The organism is Actinomadura madurae (assembly GCF_047130825.1).
In the GTDB taxonomy this organism is placed as follows: domain Bacteria; phylum Actinomycetota; class Actinomycetes; order Streptosporangiales; family Streptosporangiaceae; genus Spirillospora; species Spirillospora madurae.
In genome coordinates this window covers 9,809,195-9,825,764 of the sequence record NZ_CP083237.1, presented here as the reverse complement: position 1 = coordinate 9,825,764, position 16,570 = coordinate 9,809,195, and the positions used below count along the sequence as shown (strand labels likewise).

Here is a 16,570-nt window from a genome sequence, read left to right as displayed (position 1 = left end):
GCCGCCGCCCGTGACGGCGTCCACCATCTGAGAGGCTCGTCGGCGGAGGTGGGGGTATGCGGAGGGTGCTGCTCGCCCAGGCGCGGGCGTGCGCCGACCTCGGGTCGCCGATGTACGCGGAGTTGCTGACGCGGGCGGCGGACGACCCGGGCGAGGCGGTCGCGGACGTCCTGGAGGGCCGGACGGGGCCCGGGTTCGTCCTGGGGATGCTGGGGACGGTGCACCGGCTCGTCCTGGAGGGCCGGGTGCCGGAGCTGGCCGCGCACTACCCGACCGCCGGGGGGACGGCCGACCCGCTGGAGGCGTGGCCCGCCTTCCGGGACGTGCTGGCCGCGCACGCGGCGGAGATCCGCGACGGGCTCGCCGACCCGCCGCAGACCAACGAGGTCGGGCGGGCCGCCCCGCTGGTCGGCGGGCTGCTCGCCGTCGCCGAGGCCGCGCGCCTGCCGGTCCGGCTGCTGGAGATCGGCGCCAGCGCGGGCCTGAACCTGCGCGCCGACCGTTTCCGGCTCCTGCACGAGACCGGCTCGTACGGGCCGGAGTCGCCGGTCGTCCTGCCCGGCGCGTGGCGGGGGCTCCCTCCGGTGGACGCGCCGCTGGCCATCGCGGAGCGGCGGGGATGCGACCCGCACCCGCTGGACGCGGCGTCGGCCGAGGCCCGGCGGAGGCTGCTGTCGTACGTGTGGCCCGACCAGACGGCGCGGGTCGAGCGCCTCCGGGCGGCGTTCGAGGTGGCCGCGCAGGTCCCGGCGGCGGTCGTGCGGGCGGGTGCGGCCGAGTTCCTGGACGGGCTCACCCCCGTGCGGGGGGTCGTCACGGTCGTGTGGCACTCGACGATGCGCGCGTACCTGTCGGGCGAGGAGGGCGCCCGCGTCGACCGGCACATCGAGGACGCCGGGGCGGCGGCCACCGCGGCCGCGCCTCTGGCGCACCTGTCGTTCGAGGGGCGCGACAGCTCGCGGCTCGACGCCGTCCAGGTCGTGGCGCTGCGGCTCTGGCCCGGCGGGGAGCGGCGGATCCTCGGCGAGGGGCCGTCGCACGGGCTGCCGATCACCTGGTTCTAGGCGATCTCCCGCCAGTCGAGGACGGGCGCGACGAGGTCGCGGACGGCGGCGAGGAACCCGAGGCGGTTGGCGCGCCGGGCCGGGTCCTCGTCCATGACCATGACGTCGTCGAAGTAGGTGTCGATGGGCGCGATGAGGGCGGTGGCGGCCGCGTAGAACTCCGGCAGTGCGGGGCGGCTGGGCAGTTCGTCGCGGACGCGGGTGAACGCCTCGTCGAGGGCCCGTTCCGCGGGTTCGGCGAACAGGGCCGGGTCGTAGCCGGCGCGCGTCCCGTCCGGGACGATCCGCAGCACGCGCTGCAGCGCCGTCACCAGCTCCTCGAACCGGGACGACCGCCGGAGCCTCGCCAGATCGGCCGCGGCCTGAGCGGCGTGGGCGGGCGCGCCCGCGTGCGGGAGGACGGCCCGGACGACGCTCACCGGGTGCCCCTCGTCCAGAAGGTTCTGCTCCAGGCGGCGCGCGACGAACCGCTCGGCCTCCGCCAGGGCGGCGGGCGGGACCTCGACCGGCTGGTGCCGGGCGGCGAGGGCGAGGCCGTCCCCGACCGCGACGGGCGCCAGGCGCGGGACGTCCCGCAGGATCGCGGTCAGCGCGAGCGCGGCCCGCCGCAGGCCGAACGGGTCGGAGCTGCCGGTCGGGGCGGAGCCGGTCGCGAACAGGCCGGCCAGCAGGTCGAGGCGGTCGGCGACCGCGAGGACGGCCCCGGGCAGGCCGCCGGGCAGGGCGTCCCCGGCCGAGCGGGGAAGCTCCATCTCGTAGAGGGCCCGCGCGACGGCCTCGTCCTCGCCGGCGCGGCGGGCGTACTCGCGGGCCATCGTCCCGGCGAGGCCCGGCAGCTCGATGACCATGGACGAGGCCAGGTCGAACTTCGCCAGCCCGGCGGCCCGGCGCAGCGCGGCCCGCTCGCCGCCGGCGAGGCCGAGGCGGTCGGCGAGCTCGGCGGCGATCGCGGCGATGCGGGACGACCGGTCGGCCATCGAGCCGAGGCGCTCGGTGAAGGTGAGCCTGCCGAGGCCCTCCTTGATCTGCTCGGGCGTGCTCTGGAGGTCCTGCCGGTAGAAGAACGAGGCGTCCTCGTAGCGGGCGCGGAGGACCGCTTCGTTCCCGGCCCGGACGGCGTCGTGGTCGCATTCGCCGTTGGCCGCGGTCACGAAGTACGGAAGGAGACGGTTCGTGGCGCCGCGCACCGGCAGGTACCGCTGGTGCTTGCGCATGACCGTGGTGAGGATCTCCTCGGGCAGCTCCAGGTACGCCTCGTCGAACGAGCCGAGGATCGCGACGGGCTCCTCGACGAGGTTCACGATCTCCTCGACGAGGTCCTGCTCGGACTCGAAGGCGATCGTGCCCCCGTGCCGCCGCGCGAGCGCCCCCGCGTCCTCGATGACCTGGGACCTCCGCCGGGACGCGGCGGGCTCGATCCCATGCTCGCGCAGGACGCTCAGCAGGGACGCGGCGTCCGGCACCTCGACGAGCGGCGCGGCGGCCGTGCGGTGGACGCGGGTGACCCGGCCCGCCCTCAGGTCCGCGACCGTGAACGGGACCTCCTGATCGTCGAGCAGGGCCAGCAGCCAGCGGATCGGACGGGCGAACGACAGGCCGGGCGCGCTCCACCGCATGTTCTTCCCGGCGCGCAGCCCCGTGACGATCTCCGCCAGCAGGGCGGCGAGGACCTCCGCGGCCGAACGTCCCACGACCTTCCGGACGAAGCCGGCGTACTCCCCGTCCCCGACGGTCACCCGCCCGACGTCCGCGGCCTCGACGCCCTGGCCCCGCGCGAACCCCAGCAGGGCCCGGGTCGGCGCGCCGGACGCGTCGTAGGCGGCGGCGAGGCGCGGCCCCTTCACGACCTGCTCGGTGTCGGGCTCGCGCGGCTCCAGGTCGCGGACGACCACGATGATCCGGCGGGGCGTCGCGAACGTGTCGAGCGAGGTCGCGTCCGTGGACAGCCCGGCCTCCTCCAGCCCGGCCTCCAGCCGTTCGGCCACGTGCGCGGCGGTCCGTCCGACCTCGTGCGGCGGGAGTTCCTCGACACCGATCTCCAGCGCGAACGTCCCGGCCTGCGTGAGGTCCGGCAGCGGGCCCGGGTCCAGGGCGGCGGGCCGCGTGGAGGCGTCCCCGAGCGGATGCCCCAGCTCGGCGCGGCGCTCCACCCACAACCCGGCGACCTCGTGGGCCAGGCCGCGCATGCGCGCGAACGCGCGGGCCCGCTCGGTCGTGCCGATCGCTCCGCGCGCGTCCAGGACGTTGAACGCGTGCGAGCACTTCAGCACGTAGGAGTGGGCCGGGACGGGGAGCCGGGCGTCGAGCATGCGCCGCGCCTCGGCCGCGTACGCCTCGAACAGCTCCCGATTCGCCGCGATGTCGGCATCGTCCAGGTAGTACCGGCTCATCTCGTACTCGACCTGGCCGAAAGCCTCTCCGTAGGTGATGCCGGGGGCGTACACGATGTCCTTGAAGTGGGAGACGCCCTGGAGCGCCATCAGGATGCGCTCCATCCCGTAGGTGATCTCGACCGACACCGGGTCGAGGGTCAGCCCGCCGGACTGCTGGAAGTAGGTGAACTGGGTGATCTCCAGGCCGTCCAGCCAGACCTCCCAGCCGAGCCCCCAGGCGCCGAGCGCGGGCGACGCCCAGTCGTCCTCGACGAACCGGACGTCATGGGCGCGCAGGTCGATGCCGAGCGCGGCGAGGCTGCCGAGGTACAGCTCCTGCGCGTCGCCGGGCTCCGGCTTGAGGATCACCTGGAACTGGGTGTGGGTCTGCAGCCGGTTCGGGTTGTCGCCGTACCGGGAGTCGTCCGGGCGGGCGCTCGGCTCGGTGTAGGCGACCCGCCACGGCTCCGGTCCGAGGACGCGCAGCGCGGTGGCCGGGTTGAGCGTCCCCGCCCCGACCTCGGTGTTCATCGGCTGCGCGACGAGGCAGCCGCGCTCGGCCCAGTGGCCGGTGAGCCTGATCAGCGCGTCCTGCATGGTGAGCACGGCGTTCTCCAAACGAGGTAGGGCCTCAAGGGTAGGAGGGGGCCGCCTGCCCGGGAGGTGTCACCTGCGCATGACGTTCAGTTCGACGCCGCCGACGATGCGGCCGCGCAGCAGCTCGGCGAGCCGGTCGGACACCCGCTGGACGGTGACCCGCTCGTCGTGGCCGGGGACGACCGCGAACCGCACCGCCACCTCGGCGGACGTCCCCTCGGTGACGCGGACGCCGCTGACGGACCCGTCGGAGCCGAACGCGGCCTCGACGGCGGCGAGGACGTCGGGGTCCTCGTGCGGGGGCGGGACGGGGCGGCCCTCGGCCAGCATGTGCAGGTGCAGCCCCTCCACGGCGAACGGGACGGGGCCCGCCACGTCCACGACCAGGGCGTCGGCGCCCTCGTCCAGGGTGGCGCGGCACGCGTCGCCGCCGCGGACCGTGACGGGGCGGGCGTCGGCGCGCCACGCCTTCATCGTCTCGGTGCAGGTGAAGCCGAGGACGCCGCGCCGCCCGTCGTCGCCGATGAGGGTCGGCAGCGCCATCTCGCTGGCCTTCTCCCGGCGCGGCTCGCCGGGCGCCGCCTGTTCCTCCTCGGTGAGGACGGCGACGATCGGCACCAGGAGCCGCGCCGCCTGGAGGCGGCGCAGCACGGTGTGGGCGCCGGCGCGCCCGGCCGCGTACCCGGCGAGCGCCTCGCACAGGCGGGGGTCGGCGCTCCCGTCGTCCCCCGGGAACTGTGGTTCGGGAATCGTCAGTCCGGACACGGCAGGAAGGCTATAGCCTCCGGCGACCGCGGTGGGCGACTATCCGGATACTCTCCGTTTCTCCGGCGCTCGACGGCTCAGCCCAGATCGGCCCCATCCCTGTGGGGGACGCCCTCCACACCCCCCGCACTGGCCTGACCGCCGCCCTCCACTCCGCTGGCGCTCCGTTCCAGGCGTCGGTCAGCCCAGATCGGCGATGGCGGCGACGGTGCCGCCGCCGGACGGGCCCTGGTGGACGGCCGCGACCGACACGAACACCGCCGGGTCGCCGGTGACGGACGCGGCGACGCCGCCGACGCACGCCTTGATCTGCCGGTGCCAGTGCACGTCGGAGTCGTCCAGCATGATGTTGCGGCGCCCCCGGACCGAGCCGCCCGGGTCGGCCTCGCACTTGATGAACACGTTGACGAGCCGGTCGCCGAGGTCGGACGTGCGGGGCCGGTCGGGCAGGCCGAGGCCCGTCGAGGCGATCGCGTCCCAGATGCCGTCGGCGTCGAGGGCGTCCTTCATCACACCGTGCCCGGCCCGGTACCGGCCGCCGATGCCGCGCACGTTCCCGACGACGACGATCTGCGCCCGGTCCAGCTCCACCCCGGAGGAGCAGGACGCCACCGACGAGTACAGCGACAGGTCCTTGTGGATCTGCTCCGCGGACGGCGTCTCGATCTCGCCGAGCGCGACGGCGATGCCGAGCGCGGTCGTGGAGTTGGAGATGTCCATCGACTTCAGCGTGTCCTCGGTGACGACTCCGCGGCCGCGCGCCTTGGCGTCGTTGATCGTGTCGAGGGTGAGCAGCGGCGTCTTGGTCTGGACGTAGTGGACATCGGCCGGGTCGTCGATCCCCGCGATCTTCATGGCCTCGCGGACGCCGGCCGCGACCGTCTCGACCATCGCGGGGCGCCCGATGTCCTCGGGCAGGATGACCTCGCTCATCGCGACGCCGACCGACAGCCGGGGCTCGTCGGTGCGCGGCGCGGCCGCGGGGTCGGTGGTCGCGAAGACGGTGGCGTGCGGGCTAAGCACCCCGTCGGTCCCGCCGGACCACACGAGCGGGACGCGGGCCACCTCGTCCGCGGTGCGGGTGCCCCTGGCGAGAAGCACCTCGCGGAACGCCCGGTCGGCCAGCAGCCGCGTGTAGTCGTTCACGCCGCCGTTGCCCTCGGTCTTGCCGACGACGGCGAGGACGCGGTCGGCCTCCAGCACGCCGTCGTCGATCAGCCGGGCCAGCCCGGACGCGTCGGTCACGCTCTCGATGGGGATCTTGCGGACTTCGATCGGATCGGGCACGTCATCGCTCCTCAGCTGCTCTGCTCATCGGTCTCTACCCGGGGCGGGCCTCGATGATCGTCCCGGCCTTGCCGTGCGCGGCGTCGCCGAGCCGCGGCAGCGAGGCGATCGCCGCGCGCCGCCCGCCCGCCGCGACGAACCGCCGCACCGCCTCGACCTTCGGGCCCATGCTGCCGCCGGCGAAGTGCCCGGCGGCGGCGAGCTCCGCCAGCTCCGCGGCGGTCGTGCGGTGCAGCGGGCGGGCGTCCGGCGTCCCGAAGCCGGCCATCGCGTTCTCCACGTCGGTGGCGATCACCAGCGTGGTGGCGCCGAGGCGGCGCGCCAGCAGCTGCGCCGCCAGGTCCTTGTCGACGACGGCCTCGACGCCGCGCAGCGTCCCGTCCGCCCGGACCACCGGCGCTCCCCCGCCGCCCGCGGCGACGACGACGTGCCCGGCGTCGAGCAGGACCGCCGCGGCGGACGCGTCCAGGATCTCCAGCGGCTCGGGCGAGGCGACGACGCGCCGCCAGCCCCGGTCCCCGAACCGTTTCCACGCCTCGCCGCGCGCCATGGCACGGCGCGCCTCCTCCTCGGGGAAGTACCGCCCGATCGGCTTGGCGGGGGCGGTGAACCCGGGGTCGGAGGCGTCCACGAGCGTCCGCGTGACGACCGTGGACACCGGGCGGGCGGCGCCGCGCGCGGCGAGGGCCCGCTCCAGCGCGTTCATGATCATCACACCGACGGTGGCCTGGGTCTGCGCGCCGCACCAGTCCAGCGGGACGGGCGGCACCACGCCCGCCGCCAGCTGGTTCTTGATCAGCAGGTTGCCGACCTGCGGCCCGTTCCCGTGCGTGAGCGCGACCCGCGCGCCCGCCGCCACCAGGTCGGCCACCGGGTCCATCGCGGCCTCGATCGCCGCCGCCTGCGCGTCCGGCGCGGCGCTGCCGTCCGGCGCGGTCATCGCGTTGCCGCCGAGCGCGATCAGGATCCGCTCGCCGTTGAGCGTCCCGCCGTTCCACGTCACGGACGGACGCTAACCCGCCTGGAGTGCGGCGCTCACGGGCGAAATCCGCCCAGCGGGCGCCGGTTCTTCGGCAGATTCCGACAGTCAGCGCAGCCGGGCGAGGCGCTCGACCGCCTCGTCGATGACCTCGTCCTTCTTGCAGAACGCGAAGCGGACGAAGTGGGCGCCCGCGTCGGCGTGGTCGTAGAACACCTGCGTCGGGATGGCGACGACGCCGGCCTTCTCCGGCAGGGCGCGGGCCAGTTCCATGCCGTCGGTGAAGCCGAGCGGGCGGATGTCGGCCTGGACGAAGTACGTGCCCTGCGGGCGGTAGGCGGTGAACCCGGCCGTCTCGAGTCCGGCGATGAGGCGGTCCCGCTTGGCCTGGAGCGACTTGCGCAGCTCCTCCGCCCACGGGATCTCGTTGCGCAGCGCGTACGCGGCGGCCCGCTGGTAGGGGGCGCTGACCGCGTAGGTGAGGAACTGCTTCACCGTCTGGACGGCCCGGATGTACGGCGCGGGCGCCGTCACCCAGCCGGTCTTCCATCCGGTGACGGAGAACGACTTGCCCGCGGACGACACCGACACCGTCCGCTCGCGCATGCCGTCGAGCGTCGCCAGGGGGATGTGCTCGGTCTCGTCGAACGTCAGGTACTCGTACACCTCGTCGGTGATCGCGACGAGGTCGTGCTCGCGGCAGACGTCCGCGATGGCCTCCAGCTCGGCGCGCGTGAACACGGTCCCGGCGGGGTTGTGCGGCGAGTTCACCAGGATCGCCCGGGTGCGGGGGCCGACGGCGGCGCGCAGCTCGTCGGGGTCGAAGGTGAAGCGGCCCTCGACCGGGCGCAGCATGACGGGCCGGCGCGCGGCCCCGGCGAGCGCGATCACGGCCGCGTACGAGTCGTAGTACGGCTCGAACACGATGACCTCACCGGAGCCCACCAGGGAGAGCACCGAGGCCGCGATGCCCTCGGTCGCCCCCACGGTCACGAACACCTCGGTCGCCGGGTCGTACTCCAGCCCGTACCGCTCCAGCCGCTGCGCCGCCACCGCCTCCCGCAGCTCCGGCAGTCCCGGCCCGGGCGGGTACTGGTTGCCCCCCGACCGGATCGCCTCCACCGCCGCGTCCAGCATCGCCGCCGGGCCCGAGGTGTCGGGGAACCCCTGGCCCAGATTGATGGACCCCGTCCGGACGGCGAGCGCCGACATCTCAGCGAAGATCGTCTCACCGAAACCCTGCATGCGCTCGACCAGTGGCTCACTCACGCCACAAGGTTAAGGCCCGGCGGGGCGGTCAGATCCAGCCCATCTCCTTCGCGGCGCGGGCGGCGGCGGCGCGGGTGGGCTCGCCGAGCTTGGCCATGGCGGAGGAGAGGTAGTTGCGGACGGTGCCCTCGGACAGGTGCAGCCGGGCGGCGATGCGGGCGGTCTCGGCGCCGGTGCCGGTGAGGCGGAGGATCTCGCGCTCGCGCTCGGTGAGCGGGTTGTCGCCGGCGGCCATGGCGCCCGCGGCGAGCTCGGCGTCCAGGTAGCGCCCGCCCGCGTGGATCTTGCGGATGGCGGTGGCGAGCTCCTGCGTGGGGGCGTCCTTGGCGACGAAGCCGCGGACCCCGGCGGCCATGGCGCGGCGCAGGTAGCCGGGGCGGCCGAAGCTCGTGAGGATGCAGACCGCGCAGCGGGCGCCGGACGCGTGCAGCTCCTCGGCGACGGTGAGCCCGTCCGCGCCGGGCATCTCGATGTCGAGGACGGCCACGTCGGGGTCGTGCGCGCCGACGGCGGCGGCGACCTCGTCGCCGCGGCCGGCCTCCGCGACGACCTCCAGGTCGGGTTCGAGGCCGAGCAGGGCGGCGACGGCGCCGCGGATGAGGTGCTCGTCGTCGGCGAGCAGGATCCGGATCACGCGGGCCTCCCCGCCGGGACGTCCGCGCCGCCGGCTCCGGCGTCCTCCCGCGGGAGCGGGACGGCGGCGCGCAGCAGGAACCCGTCGCGGCCGTGCCGGCCGGCCGTGATCTCGCCGCCGAGCACGGCGACGCGCTCGGTGAGCCCGGTCAGCCCGGAGCCCGCCTCGGCCCCGGCGCCGCGGACGCCGTCGTTGCGCACCTCCATCACCACGGAGCCACCGTAGAGGGTGAGCGTGATCGCGCAGTTCCGGGCCTCGCTGTGCTTGATCACGTTGGTGGCGCCCTCGCGGATGACCCAGGCGAGCACCGAGCGGACCTCGGGCGGCAGCCCGCCCGGCAGGTCGCCGATGTCGCAGCGGACCCCGGCGGCCTCCAGGACGGCCCGCACGCCGGCGATCTCGGCGTCCAGCTCGACGGCCCGGTAGCCGCGGACGGCGGCGCGGACCTCGCGGAGCGCCTCCCGGGCCGCGCGCTGGACGTCGGCCATCTCGGCGCCGGCGCGGTCGGGGTCGGTGCGCGCCGTCCGGATCGCGAGCTCGCTCTTCACCGCGATGAGGGACAGGCTGTGGCCGAGCAGGTCGTGCAGGTCGCGGGAGAAGCGGAGCCGCTCTTCGGTCACCGCGAGCCGGGCGAGGGCGTCGCGGGCGGCGTGGGCCTCCTGGTGCAGGTCCCACATGCGCCGCTGGTACCGGTTGACGAACACGACGGCCCCGCAGGTCGCGGTGTAGATGGCGAACAGGGCCGGGAAGAGCGCGTACCAGGGGGCGTCATCGTCGGGAAAGAGGTGGCCCGCCGCGGCCGTGGCCACCGCGGCGACGTACGCCCCGGTGCCCGCGCACAGCGCGCCGAGGCGCCGGCGGTTGATCGGGGACAGCGCCACGGCGGAGAGCCAGAAGGCGGGGATGGCGCTGAACAGCGGGCTGGTGTACAGCATCAGGCTCAGCGCGCCGGCGACGGCGCCGCTCGCCACGATGTCCCGCGCCGGCGCGGTGCCCTCCAGCCCCGCCCGGACGAGCCGCGCGTAGTACCAGGTGAGCAGGGCCAGTCCCGCGACCGCCGCGGCGATGACGGGCACGCCCGCCTTACCGTCGGTGTAGGCGTCCTCGAGCCCGATCAGGCCGGGCAGGACGAAGCCGGCCGCGGCGAGCATGAACGAGCGGTACGTCACCCGCCGGTACCGTTCCAGCCTGCGGGCGGCCTGCTCCTCGATGTCCGCGGTGGTCGCGACCGTCATGTCCTTGTTCCTCCCGGCATCGCACTGTATTCGGTGGCGGCTCAGGCGTGCCGCGGCTCCCAGCGGAACCAGCGGGTGGCCAGGACACGGCCCAGGGCGGCCCAGAAGAGCAGGACGAGGAAGGGCCGCACGCAGGTGAGCCAGCCCTCGCCGAGGCCGACGGACGGGTGGTCGGCCCGGTGCACGAAGTCCTGGCCGAAGTAGCCGGTCCGGACGATCTCCACCACCGGGCTGAGCGGGACGAGCCGGCAGATCTGCTGCCCCCACTCGGGCAGGCTCCCCAGCGGGAACATGACCCCGCCGCCGAGCATGCAGCCGAACATGATCGGCAGGACGGTCAGCTGCGCCAGCTCGGCGTTCGGGGTGATCCCGGACACCGCGAACGCCAGCGTCGCGAACACCGCGACGCCGCCCGCGAGCCCGGCCAGCACCAGGACGGGGTCGGCGGGCATCCGGCCGCCCATCCCGGCCGCCAGCACGGCCACCAGCGCCACGGCCTGGACGGCGTACATCGCGGTCGCGGTGAGGACGCTGCCGCCGGTGATCTCCGCGTCCGAGAGCGCGGTGCCGCGCAGCCGCTTGAGGGTGCGGTCCTCGCGGCGGGCGGTGAACACGGTGACCAGGTTCATGAAGACGGCGAAGACGAGGAAGAACCCGAGGTGGCCGGTGCCCTGCAGCAGGGCCCCGTCCACTCCGTCGATCTCCTCGCCCTTCGCGGGGACGAGCAGGGCGGCGAACAGGATCGGCAGGCCGAACACGGTGAACAGGCCGGTCCGGTTGCGCCAGAGCAGGGTCAGGTCGAGGCGGGCGACGCTGAGCACGGCGGAGGGCTTCATCGGGCGGCTCCTTCGGCGGTGCGGAGGAAGACGTCTTCGAGGGAGGCGCTGCGGGCCGTCAGGCCGTCCAGCGGGACGTCCCGCTCGTCGGCCCAGCGCAGCAGCGCGTAGAGGCCGGCCTGGAGCCCGGCCGCGTCGACGGTGTAGGACGCGACGGCGCGGCCCCGGTCGACGGAGATGTCGGCGCGGACGCCGTGCAGGGCGGGCAGCTCGGCGACCTGGAGCCGCTCGGGCATCTGGAAGGCGATGCGGTCGCCGTGCCCGGCGACGACGCCGGCGACGGTTCCGGACGCCTCGATCCGGCCGCGGTGCAGGATCGCGAGCCGGTCGGCGAGGTGCTCGGCCTCCTCCAGGTAGTGCGTGGTGAGCAGGACGGCCGTCCCGCCGGCCACCACGTCCCGGACGATGCGCCAGGTCTCCTGCCGGGCCTCGGGGTCCATGCCGCTCGTCGGCTCGTCCAGGAAGAGGACGGCGGGGCGGCCGAGCAGGGCCAGCGCGAGGTCGAGGCGGCGCTTCTGCCCGCCGGACAGCTGCCGGACCCGCACGGCGGCCTTCTCGGCGAGCCCGGCCATGGCGACGGCCTCGTCGCGGTCCCGCGGGGCGGGGGTGAAGGCGCGCCAGTGCTCGACGGTCTCGGCGACGGTGAGGTCGGCGAAGAAGCCGCCGTCCTGCAGCATGATGCCGATGCGGGGGCGGACCCTGCGGCGTTCCCGGTGCGGGTCGTGGCCGAGGACCCGGACCGTGCCCTCGTGGGCGGCCCGGTGCCCCTCCAGTGTTTCGAGGGTGGTGGTCTTACCGGCGCCGTTCGTGCCGAGCAGCGCGAACAGCTCGCCGGCGGCGACGTCGAAGGAGATCCCGGCGACGGCCTCGAAGTCCCCGTACCGCTGCCGGAGCCCGTCGACGCGGATGGCTGGGTGCGTTTCCATGCCGACAGCGTCGCGGCCGTGCCGGGGGCGCCGGTAGGAGCGCGTGTCACCGGTTCCGGCGGCGCCTGTCAGCCGTTCGGCATGACGGATGTCATGCGCGAAGGTCAGCCGCCCGCGACACTGACCACGTGCCCGATGGCGGCCCGGTCGCCCGCCACGTCGAGCAGGGCGGCGGCGAGGTCCCGGCGGGCGATGGAGAGGCCGCCCAGGACGTTGCGGTCGGTGGCCCGGCGGTAGCGGCCGGCGCCGGGGCCGTCGGTGAGCCGCGGCGGCCGGACGATCGTCCAGTCGAGGCCGGAGGCGCGGGTGAGGTCCTCGGCGGCGCGCATGTCGGCGAAGGCGTGCTCGAGGAGCCGCCCCAGGACGAGCGGTTTCACCACGAACCGGGTGAGCGGGTCGTCGCCGGGCCCGGCGTGCAGCCCGGACGCGCTGACGAGCAGGAACCGCTCCGTCCCGGCGGCCCGCATGGCCGCGATGATGGCGCGGGCGCTGTCCGCGCAGACGCTCGTCGGCCGCCGGCCGTCGCGGGTGCCGATGGCGGTGACGACGGCGTCGCGCCCCTTGACCGCCTCCTCGATCGCGGCGGCGTCCATGACGTCGGCCTGGACGACCTCGGCGCAGGCGCGCACCTCGGAGGGCAGCCCGGCCGGGTCGCGGACGACGGCGGTCACCTCGTGCCCGGCGACCAGCGCCCGCCGGGCGAGCTGGACGCCGGTACCGCCGGTCGCCCCGAAGACCGTGAGCCTCATCGCGTCGCCCCCTAGGGTGAGTGAGTATTTACTAACCTATACTCTGGTAAGCGTTCACTCACCTGTCAAGGGGGCCTCATTGAGCGCGCGGGAGCGGATCCTGGACGCCGCGGCGGACATCATGCGGCGGCACGGGGTCGCGCGCGCCACCACCAAGGAGATCGCGAAGGCCGCCGGCTACTCCGAGGCGCTGCTGTACAAGCACTTCCGCGACAAGGAGGAGCTGATACTGCACGTCCTGAAGGACCGCATGCCGGCGTTCACCTCGATGGGCGTCCCCGGCGAGGGCACGGTGGAGTCGAACCTGGTCGCGGTCGTCCACGGCGGGCTGCGCTTCTACCGGCGGGCGTTCCCGATGATGGCGTCGATGGTGGCGCAGCGCCGCCTGATGGAGGCGACGCGGGACTCCCTGCGCAAGTACGGCGCGGGCCCGCAGGAGCCGGTGCACGCTCTCACCCGGTACCTGGACGCCGAGCGCGACCTCGGCCGGGTCGCGGCCGGCGCCGACACGCGGGCCGTGGCGGCGCTGGTGATGGGCGCCTGCTTCCAGCAGGGGTTCCTGCACTACTTCACGGAAGGCGAGACCGGCCCGGACCTGCCGGAGTCGTTCGCCCGCGCCCTGGTCCGCCCCGTCCTCCCGGTCCTGCTGCCCTAGGGGGCGATCGTCGCCAGGCCCTGCGAGGGCCGGTGGCGCGTGTCACAGCACCGAACGGTCACAAGGGCCCGGCCGGCCGTTTCACCCTTGAGCCCTTCACCGGCTGACCGTGCGGGCCGCCCGCGGCCGGTCGGGCGAGCCCGTCGACGATCTAGGGGGTGATCTCGGGGAGGCGGGACTTGACGACCTTGCCCATGGCGTTGCGGGGCAGGGTGCCGACCAGGTGGACGACGCGTGGCCGCTTGTGCACCGACAGGCGCTCGGCGACGAAGTCGATGAGCTGCCTCTCGCCGAGCCCGTCGGCGACGACGTAGGCGGTGACCTGCTCGCCGAGGTCGTCGTGCGGGGTGCCGACGACGGCCGCCTCCCGGACGGCGGGATGCGCGAGCAGCGCGTTCTCGATCTCGCCCGCGCCGATCCGGTAGCCGCCGCTCTTGATGAGGTCGGTGGAGGCGCGGCCTACGATCCGGTGCCAGCCGTCCGGGCCGATCGTGGCGATGTCGCCGGTGCGGAACCAGCCGTCCGGCGCGAACGACTCCGCGGTGGCCTCGGGCCGGTTGAGGTAGCCCTTGAACAGCAGCGGCGCGCGGACGTGCAGCTCGCCGGGCGTCTCCCCGTCCGGCGGGACGGGCGAGCCGTCCTCGGCGGCCAGGCGGGTCTCGACGCCGGGCAGTGGGGTGCCGACGTAACCGGGGCGCCGGTCGCCGCCGGCGCGCGCGCTGATCGTGATGAGGGTCTCCGTCATGCCGTAGCGCTCGACCGGACGGTGCCCGGTGAGTTCGGACAGCCGCTCGAAGACGGGCACCGGAAGGGGGGCGCTGCCGGAGACGAGCAGCCGGGCTCCGCGGAGGGCCTCGGCGGTGGACGGGTCGGCCACCGTCCGCGACCAGACGGTGGGGACGCCGAAGAACAGGCTGCCGCCGTCGTCCTTCGCCGCCGCCGCGTACAGCTCGGGCTTGGGGCGTCCGGTGTGGACGAGCGGCGACCCGACCCGCAGGGCACCGAGGACGCCGAGGACGAGGCCGTGCACGTGGAACAGGGGCAGCCCGTGGACGAGCACGTCATCGGGCGTCCAGTCCCAGGCCTCGGCGAGGGCGTCCAGCCCGGCGGCGATCGCGCTCCGCGAGATCAGCACGCCCTTCGGCGCGCCCGTCGTCCCGCTCGTGTACAGGATCAGCGCGGTGGCGTCGGCGGGCACCTCGCCCTGGACGCTCCCGCGGTGCGGCAGCGCGTCGACCGGGACGAGGGGCGGCTCCCCGTCGGCGCGTTCCGCACCCCCGGCGGCCAGGAGCAGGCTCGCGCCGGAGTCGCCCAGGATGTGGGCGCGCTCGGCGGGCCCGGAGTCGGGCGGCAGCGGCACCACCGGCACGCCCGCGAGGATGCCACCGGCGACCGCGGCGACGGTCTCCAGGGACGCCGTGGCGTGCACGGCCACCGCGTCCGCGCCCCGGATCTCCCCGGCGACGGCGGACGCCCGGCCGAGCAGCTCGTCCCGTGGCAGTTCCCGTCCGGCGACCCGGACCGGGCCGCCCGTCCCGCCGAGCAGGTCCATGTACTCGCCCTCTCCTTCTCGTCCGGCCACCTGGAAGTATGCCGTCCGTGCCGGAATCCGCCATGACCTACCCCGCGCTGGCCGCGCGGCTGCGCGCGCTGCCGCCGTCGTGCGGGCCGGTGCGGATCGTCGCGGTGGACGGCCCGAGCGGCGCGGGGAAGTCGACGTTCACCGATCATCTCGCTCAAGTCCTCCCCGGTGCGCCGCTCGTGCGGTCGGACGACTTCCGGGTGCCGTGGGACGCCGACCCGCTCACCTGGTGGCGTCCGCTGCGAGACAGGGTGCTCGGCCCGCTGCGGGAGGGCCGCCCCGCGCTCCTGCGCCGCTACGACTGGCACCGCGACCGCTACGGCCCCGAGGAGGAGATCCCGGTCGCACCCGTCCTGGTCGTCGAGGGCGTCGGCGCGGCCTGGGCCGAGTCACCCGCCGCCTACCGCATCTGGATCGACGCCCCGCACGACCTGCGCCGCGCCCGCGCCATCGACCGCGACGGCCCCGAGTACGCCGATGACTGGGACGCGTGGGCCGTCCGCGAGCGATCCCACTTCACCGCCGACGGCACCCGCGCCCGCTGCGACCTCCTCGTGAACGGCACCACCTTCACCCGGCACCGCTTCGAAGCCGATGCCGGCGGGCCTAGAACGCCCCCGGCGGGTAGCCGCAGGCGGCCTTGAGCGTCTCGTTGTTGATGTAAATGCCCCCGCCCGTGACGGCCTCGCTGTACTTGGCCGACTTGGCGCCCGCGGGAAGGGCGCTCAGAGAATCGGCGATCTTGTCGATCTCGGCGGCGACCTTCCTGGACTCGGCCGGTCCGTCCTTGTCGAGCCGCCGCCCCACCCTGCGGATCTTGGACGCGGCGTCGCGGAAGAACGCGGCGTCGGCGGCGGAGAGGGCCTTGTAGCCGCCATTGATGGTGTCCTGGGGCGCGGCCATCTTCGCGTGCACCGCGTCCAGCTCGTCGAAGAGGACGCCGCACGGGTCGATCCTCTCGTTCAGACCGCACCCGGCGGTGGTCAGCAAGGCGCCTAAGAGGACGGCGGCACCGGCGATCCTGGTCGCGGACATCGGCGAGGTACATCCCTTCGGTGGCTTTCGGTCGCCACTTCGATGCGGCGGTCCCGGAGCCGGTTCCTCAACGCCGGCCGTCCCGGCGGGCGTCCGGGTGGCGGGGGTGCCGGGGGTCGACGTTGGCGGTCAGGGTGCCGAGGAGGCCGGGCAGCTCCGCGACGGTCTCGGCGGGCAGGCCGGCCACGGTCTCCTCCGCCAGCGCGCACCACAGCTCCTTGACGCGGCCGGCCAGCGCCGTGCCGCTGCCGGTGAGCTCGACGACGCTCGCGCGCCTGTCGGACGGGGCGGGGGTGCGGCGGATGTGGCCGGAGGCCTCGAGCTTGCGGGTCATGAGCGTGACGCTCGGCGGCTCGATGCCGAGCGCCTCGCTGAGCTTGGCCTGGATCATCGGGCCCGTCCGGGCCAGTTCGAGCAGCAGCGCCTCCTGGCCGGGATGCAGGCCGAGCGGGGCCAGCAGCGCCGCCGCCCTGGCCCGGTGGCGCAGGCTGAGGAGGCGGATGGCCTGGTTGACGGCGTCGGCGTGCGCGAAGTCCACGGCTCTCTCCTTGACGGAATTTAGTTAGGCGCATAATAGTTATGTAC

The 16,570-nt window shown here is 74.8% G+C and carries 16 protein-coding genes; 3 read left to right on the top strand and 13 right to left on the bottom strand.

The genetic code is table 11. The annotated features are described in order from the left end of the window. The first annotated feature begins 56 nt into the window (after positions 1-56). Positions 57-1,064, top strand: a complete 1,008-nt coding sequence (locus K8Z49_RS46055; protein WP_021595594.1) for a DUF2332 domain-containing protein — start codon at positions 57-59, stop codon at positions 1,062-1,064. Here the strand turns inward: K8Z49_RS46055 and K8Z49_RS46050 are convergent. The 10 genes from K8Z49_RS46050 to K8Z49_RS46005 all read right to left on the bottom strand — a co-directional run bounded on the left by K8Z49_RS46050 (position 1,061) and on the right by K8Z49_RS46005 (position 12,713). Then, complete coding sequence (locus K8Z49_RS46050) at positions 1,061-4,033, bottom strand: glycine--tRNA ligase (protein WP_412521294.1); 2,973 nt, start codon at positions 4,031-4,033, stop codon at positions 1,061-1,063. The genes K8Z49_RS46055 and K8Z49_RS46050 overlap by 4 nt on opposite strands. A gap of 69 nt (positions 4,034-4,102) precedes the next feature. Continuing rightward, positions 4,103-4,798, bottom strand: coding sequence for an SseB family protein (locus tag K8Z49_RS46045; protein ID WP_021595596.1), 696 nt, complete (start codon positions 4,796-4,798; stop codon positions 4,103-4,105). Between the two features lie 180 nt (positions 4,799-4,978). Next, positions 4,979-6,085 carry a ring-opening amidohydrolase gene (locus tag K8Z49_RS46040; RefSeq protein WP_412517057.1) on the bottom strand — a complete coding sequence of 369 codons (1,107 nt, stop codon included), beginning with the start codon at positions 6,083-6,085 and terminating at the stop codon, positions 4,979-4,981. Positions 6,086-6,119: 34 nt separating this feature from the next. Further along, positions 6,120-7,088 carry a carbamate kinase gene (locus K8Z49_RS46035; RefSeq protein ID WP_024935579.1) on the bottom strand — a complete coding sequence of 323 codons (969 nt, stop codon included), beginning with the start codon at positions 7,086-7,088 and terminating at the stop codon, positions 6,120-6,122. A gap of 84 nt (positions 7,089-7,172) precedes the next feature. Further along, the gene (locus K8Z49_RS46030; protein WP_075019880.1) at positions 7,173-8,333 is read right to left on the bottom strand and encodes a pyridoxal phosphate-dependent aminotransferase; all 1,161 of its coding nucleotides are present in this window, start codon (positions 8,331-8,333) and stop codon (positions 7,173-7,175) included. 28 nt (positions 8,334-8,361) lie between these two features. Beyond that, positions 8,362-8,967 carry a response regulator transcription factor gene (locus K8Z49_RS46025; RefSeq protein WP_021595142.1) on the bottom strand — a complete coding sequence of 202 codons (606 nt, stop codon included), beginning with the start codon at positions 8,965-8,967 and terminating at the stop codon, positions 8,362-8,364. Next, entirely contained in the window at positions 8,964-10,202 is a 1,239-nt protein-coding gene (locus K8Z49_RS46020; protein ID WP_075019879.1) for a sensor histidine kinase, read from the bottom strand. Before K8Z49_RS46020 ends, K8Z49_RS46025 begins: the two co-directional genes overlap by 4 nt. A 41-nt stretch (positions 10,203-10,243) precedes the next feature. Then, positions 10,244-11,038 carry an ABC transporter permease gene (locus tag K8Z49_RS46015; RefSeq protein ID WP_021595140.1) on the bottom strand — a complete coding sequence of 265 codons (795 nt, stop codon included), beginning with the start codon at positions 11,036-11,038 and terminating at the stop codon, positions 10,244-10,246. Beyond that, a complete protein-coding gene (locus tag K8Z49_RS46010; RefSeq protein ID WP_021595139.1) occupies positions 11,035-11,964 on the bottom strand; it encodes an ABC transporter ATP-binding protein in 930 nt (309 codons plus the stop codon). Before K8Z49_RS46010 ends, K8Z49_RS46015 begins: the two co-directional genes overlap by 4 nt. A 104-nt stretch (positions 11,965-12,068) precedes the next feature. Beyond that, a complete protein-coding gene (locus tag K8Z49_RS46005) occupies positions 12,069-12,713 on the bottom strand; it encodes an NAD(P)-dependent oxidoreductase (RefSeq protein WP_412517056.1) in 645 nt (214 codons plus the stop codon). A 79-nt stretch (positions 12,714-12,792) separates the two neighbouring features. Here K8Z49_RS46005 and K8Z49_RS46000 point away from each other — a divergent pair, with 79 nt between their 5' ends. Further along, the gene (locus K8Z49_RS46000) at positions 12,793-13,368 is read left to right on the top strand and encodes a TetR/AcrR family transcriptional regulator (RefSeq protein ID WP_021595137.1); all 576 of its coding nucleotides are present in this window, start codon (positions 12,793-12,795) and stop codon (positions 13,366-13,368) included. A 151-nt stretch (positions 13,369-13,519) separates the two neighbouring features. On the opposite strand, the gene K8Z49_RS45995 is transcribed toward K8Z49_RS46000, so the two are convergent. Beyond that, a complete protein-coding gene (locus K8Z49_RS45995; RefSeq protein WP_412517055.1) occupies positions 13,520-14,920 on the bottom strand; it encodes an acyl-CoA synthetase in 1,401 nt (466 codons plus the stop codon). Positions 14,921-14,958: 38 nt separating this feature from the next. Here K8Z49_RS45995 and K8Z49_RS45990 point away from each other — a divergent pair, with 38 nt between their 5' ends. Beyond that, entirely contained in the window at positions 14,959-15,594 is a 636-nt protein-coding gene (locus K8Z49_RS45990; RefSeq protein ID WP_412517054.1) for a uridine kinase, read from the top strand. On the opposite strand, the gene K8Z49_RS45985 is transcribed toward K8Z49_RS45990, so the two are convergent. Next, positions 15,557-15,985 carry a hypothetical protein gene (locus tag K8Z49_RS45985; RefSeq protein WP_021595134.1) on the bottom strand — a complete coding sequence of 143 codons (429 nt, stop codon included), beginning with the start codon at positions 15,983-15,985 and terminating at the stop codon, positions 15,557-15,559. The genes K8Z49_RS45990 and K8Z49_RS45985 overlap by 38 nt on opposite strands. A 67-nt stretch (positions 15,986-16,052) precedes the next feature. Beyond that, complete coding sequence (locus K8Z49_RS45980) at positions 16,053-16,523, bottom strand: MarR family winged helix-turn-helix transcriptional regulator (protein ID WP_021595133.1); 471 nt, start codon at positions 16,521-16,523, stop codon at positions 16,053-16,055. Positions 16,524-16,570 lie beyond the last annotated feature (47 nt).

What these genes read in the sequence shown, in the direction of transcription:
- K8Z49_RS46055 (WP_021595594.1), top strand. Translation starts at nt 57, where the DNA reads ATGCGGAGGGTGCTGCTCGCCCAGGCGCGGGCGTGCGCCGACCTCGGG.
- K8Z49_RS46050 (WP_412521294.1), bottom strand. Translation starts at nt 4,033, where the DNA reads ATGCAGGACGCGCTGATCAGGCTCACCGGCCACTGGGCCGAGCGCGGC.
- K8Z49_RS46020 (WP_075019879.1), bottom strand. Translation starts at nt 10,202, where the DNA reads ATGACGGTCGCGACCACCGCGGACATCGAGGAGCAGGCCGCCCGCAGG.
- K8Z49_RS46015 (WP_021595140.1), bottom strand. Translation starts at nt 11,038, where the DNA reads ATGAAGCCCTCCGCCGTGCTCAGCGTCGCCCGCCTCGACCTGACCCTG.
- K8Z49_RS46010 (WP_021595139.1), bottom strand. Translation starts at nt 11,964, where the DNA reads ATGGAAACGCACCCAGCCATCCGCGTCGACGGGCTCCGGCAGCGGTAC.
- K8Z49_RS46005 (WP_412517056.1), bottom strand. Translation starts at nt 12,713, where the DNA reads ATGAGGCTCACGGTCTTCGGGGCGACCGGCGGTACCGGCGTCCAGCTC.
- K8Z49_RS45995 (WP_412517055.1), bottom strand. Translation starts at nt 14,920, where the DNA reads ATGGACCTGCTCGGCGGGACGGGCGGCCCGGTCCGGGTCGCCGGACGG.
- K8Z49_RS45990 (WP_412517054.1), top strand. Translation starts at nt 14,959, where the DNA reads ATGCCGTCCGTGCCGGAATCCGCCATGACCTACCCCGCGCTGGCCGCG.
- K8Z49_RS45985 (WP_021595134.1), bottom strand. Translation starts at nt 15,985, where the DNA reads ATGTCCGCGACCAGGATCGCCGGTGCCGCCGTCCTCTTAGGCGCCTTG.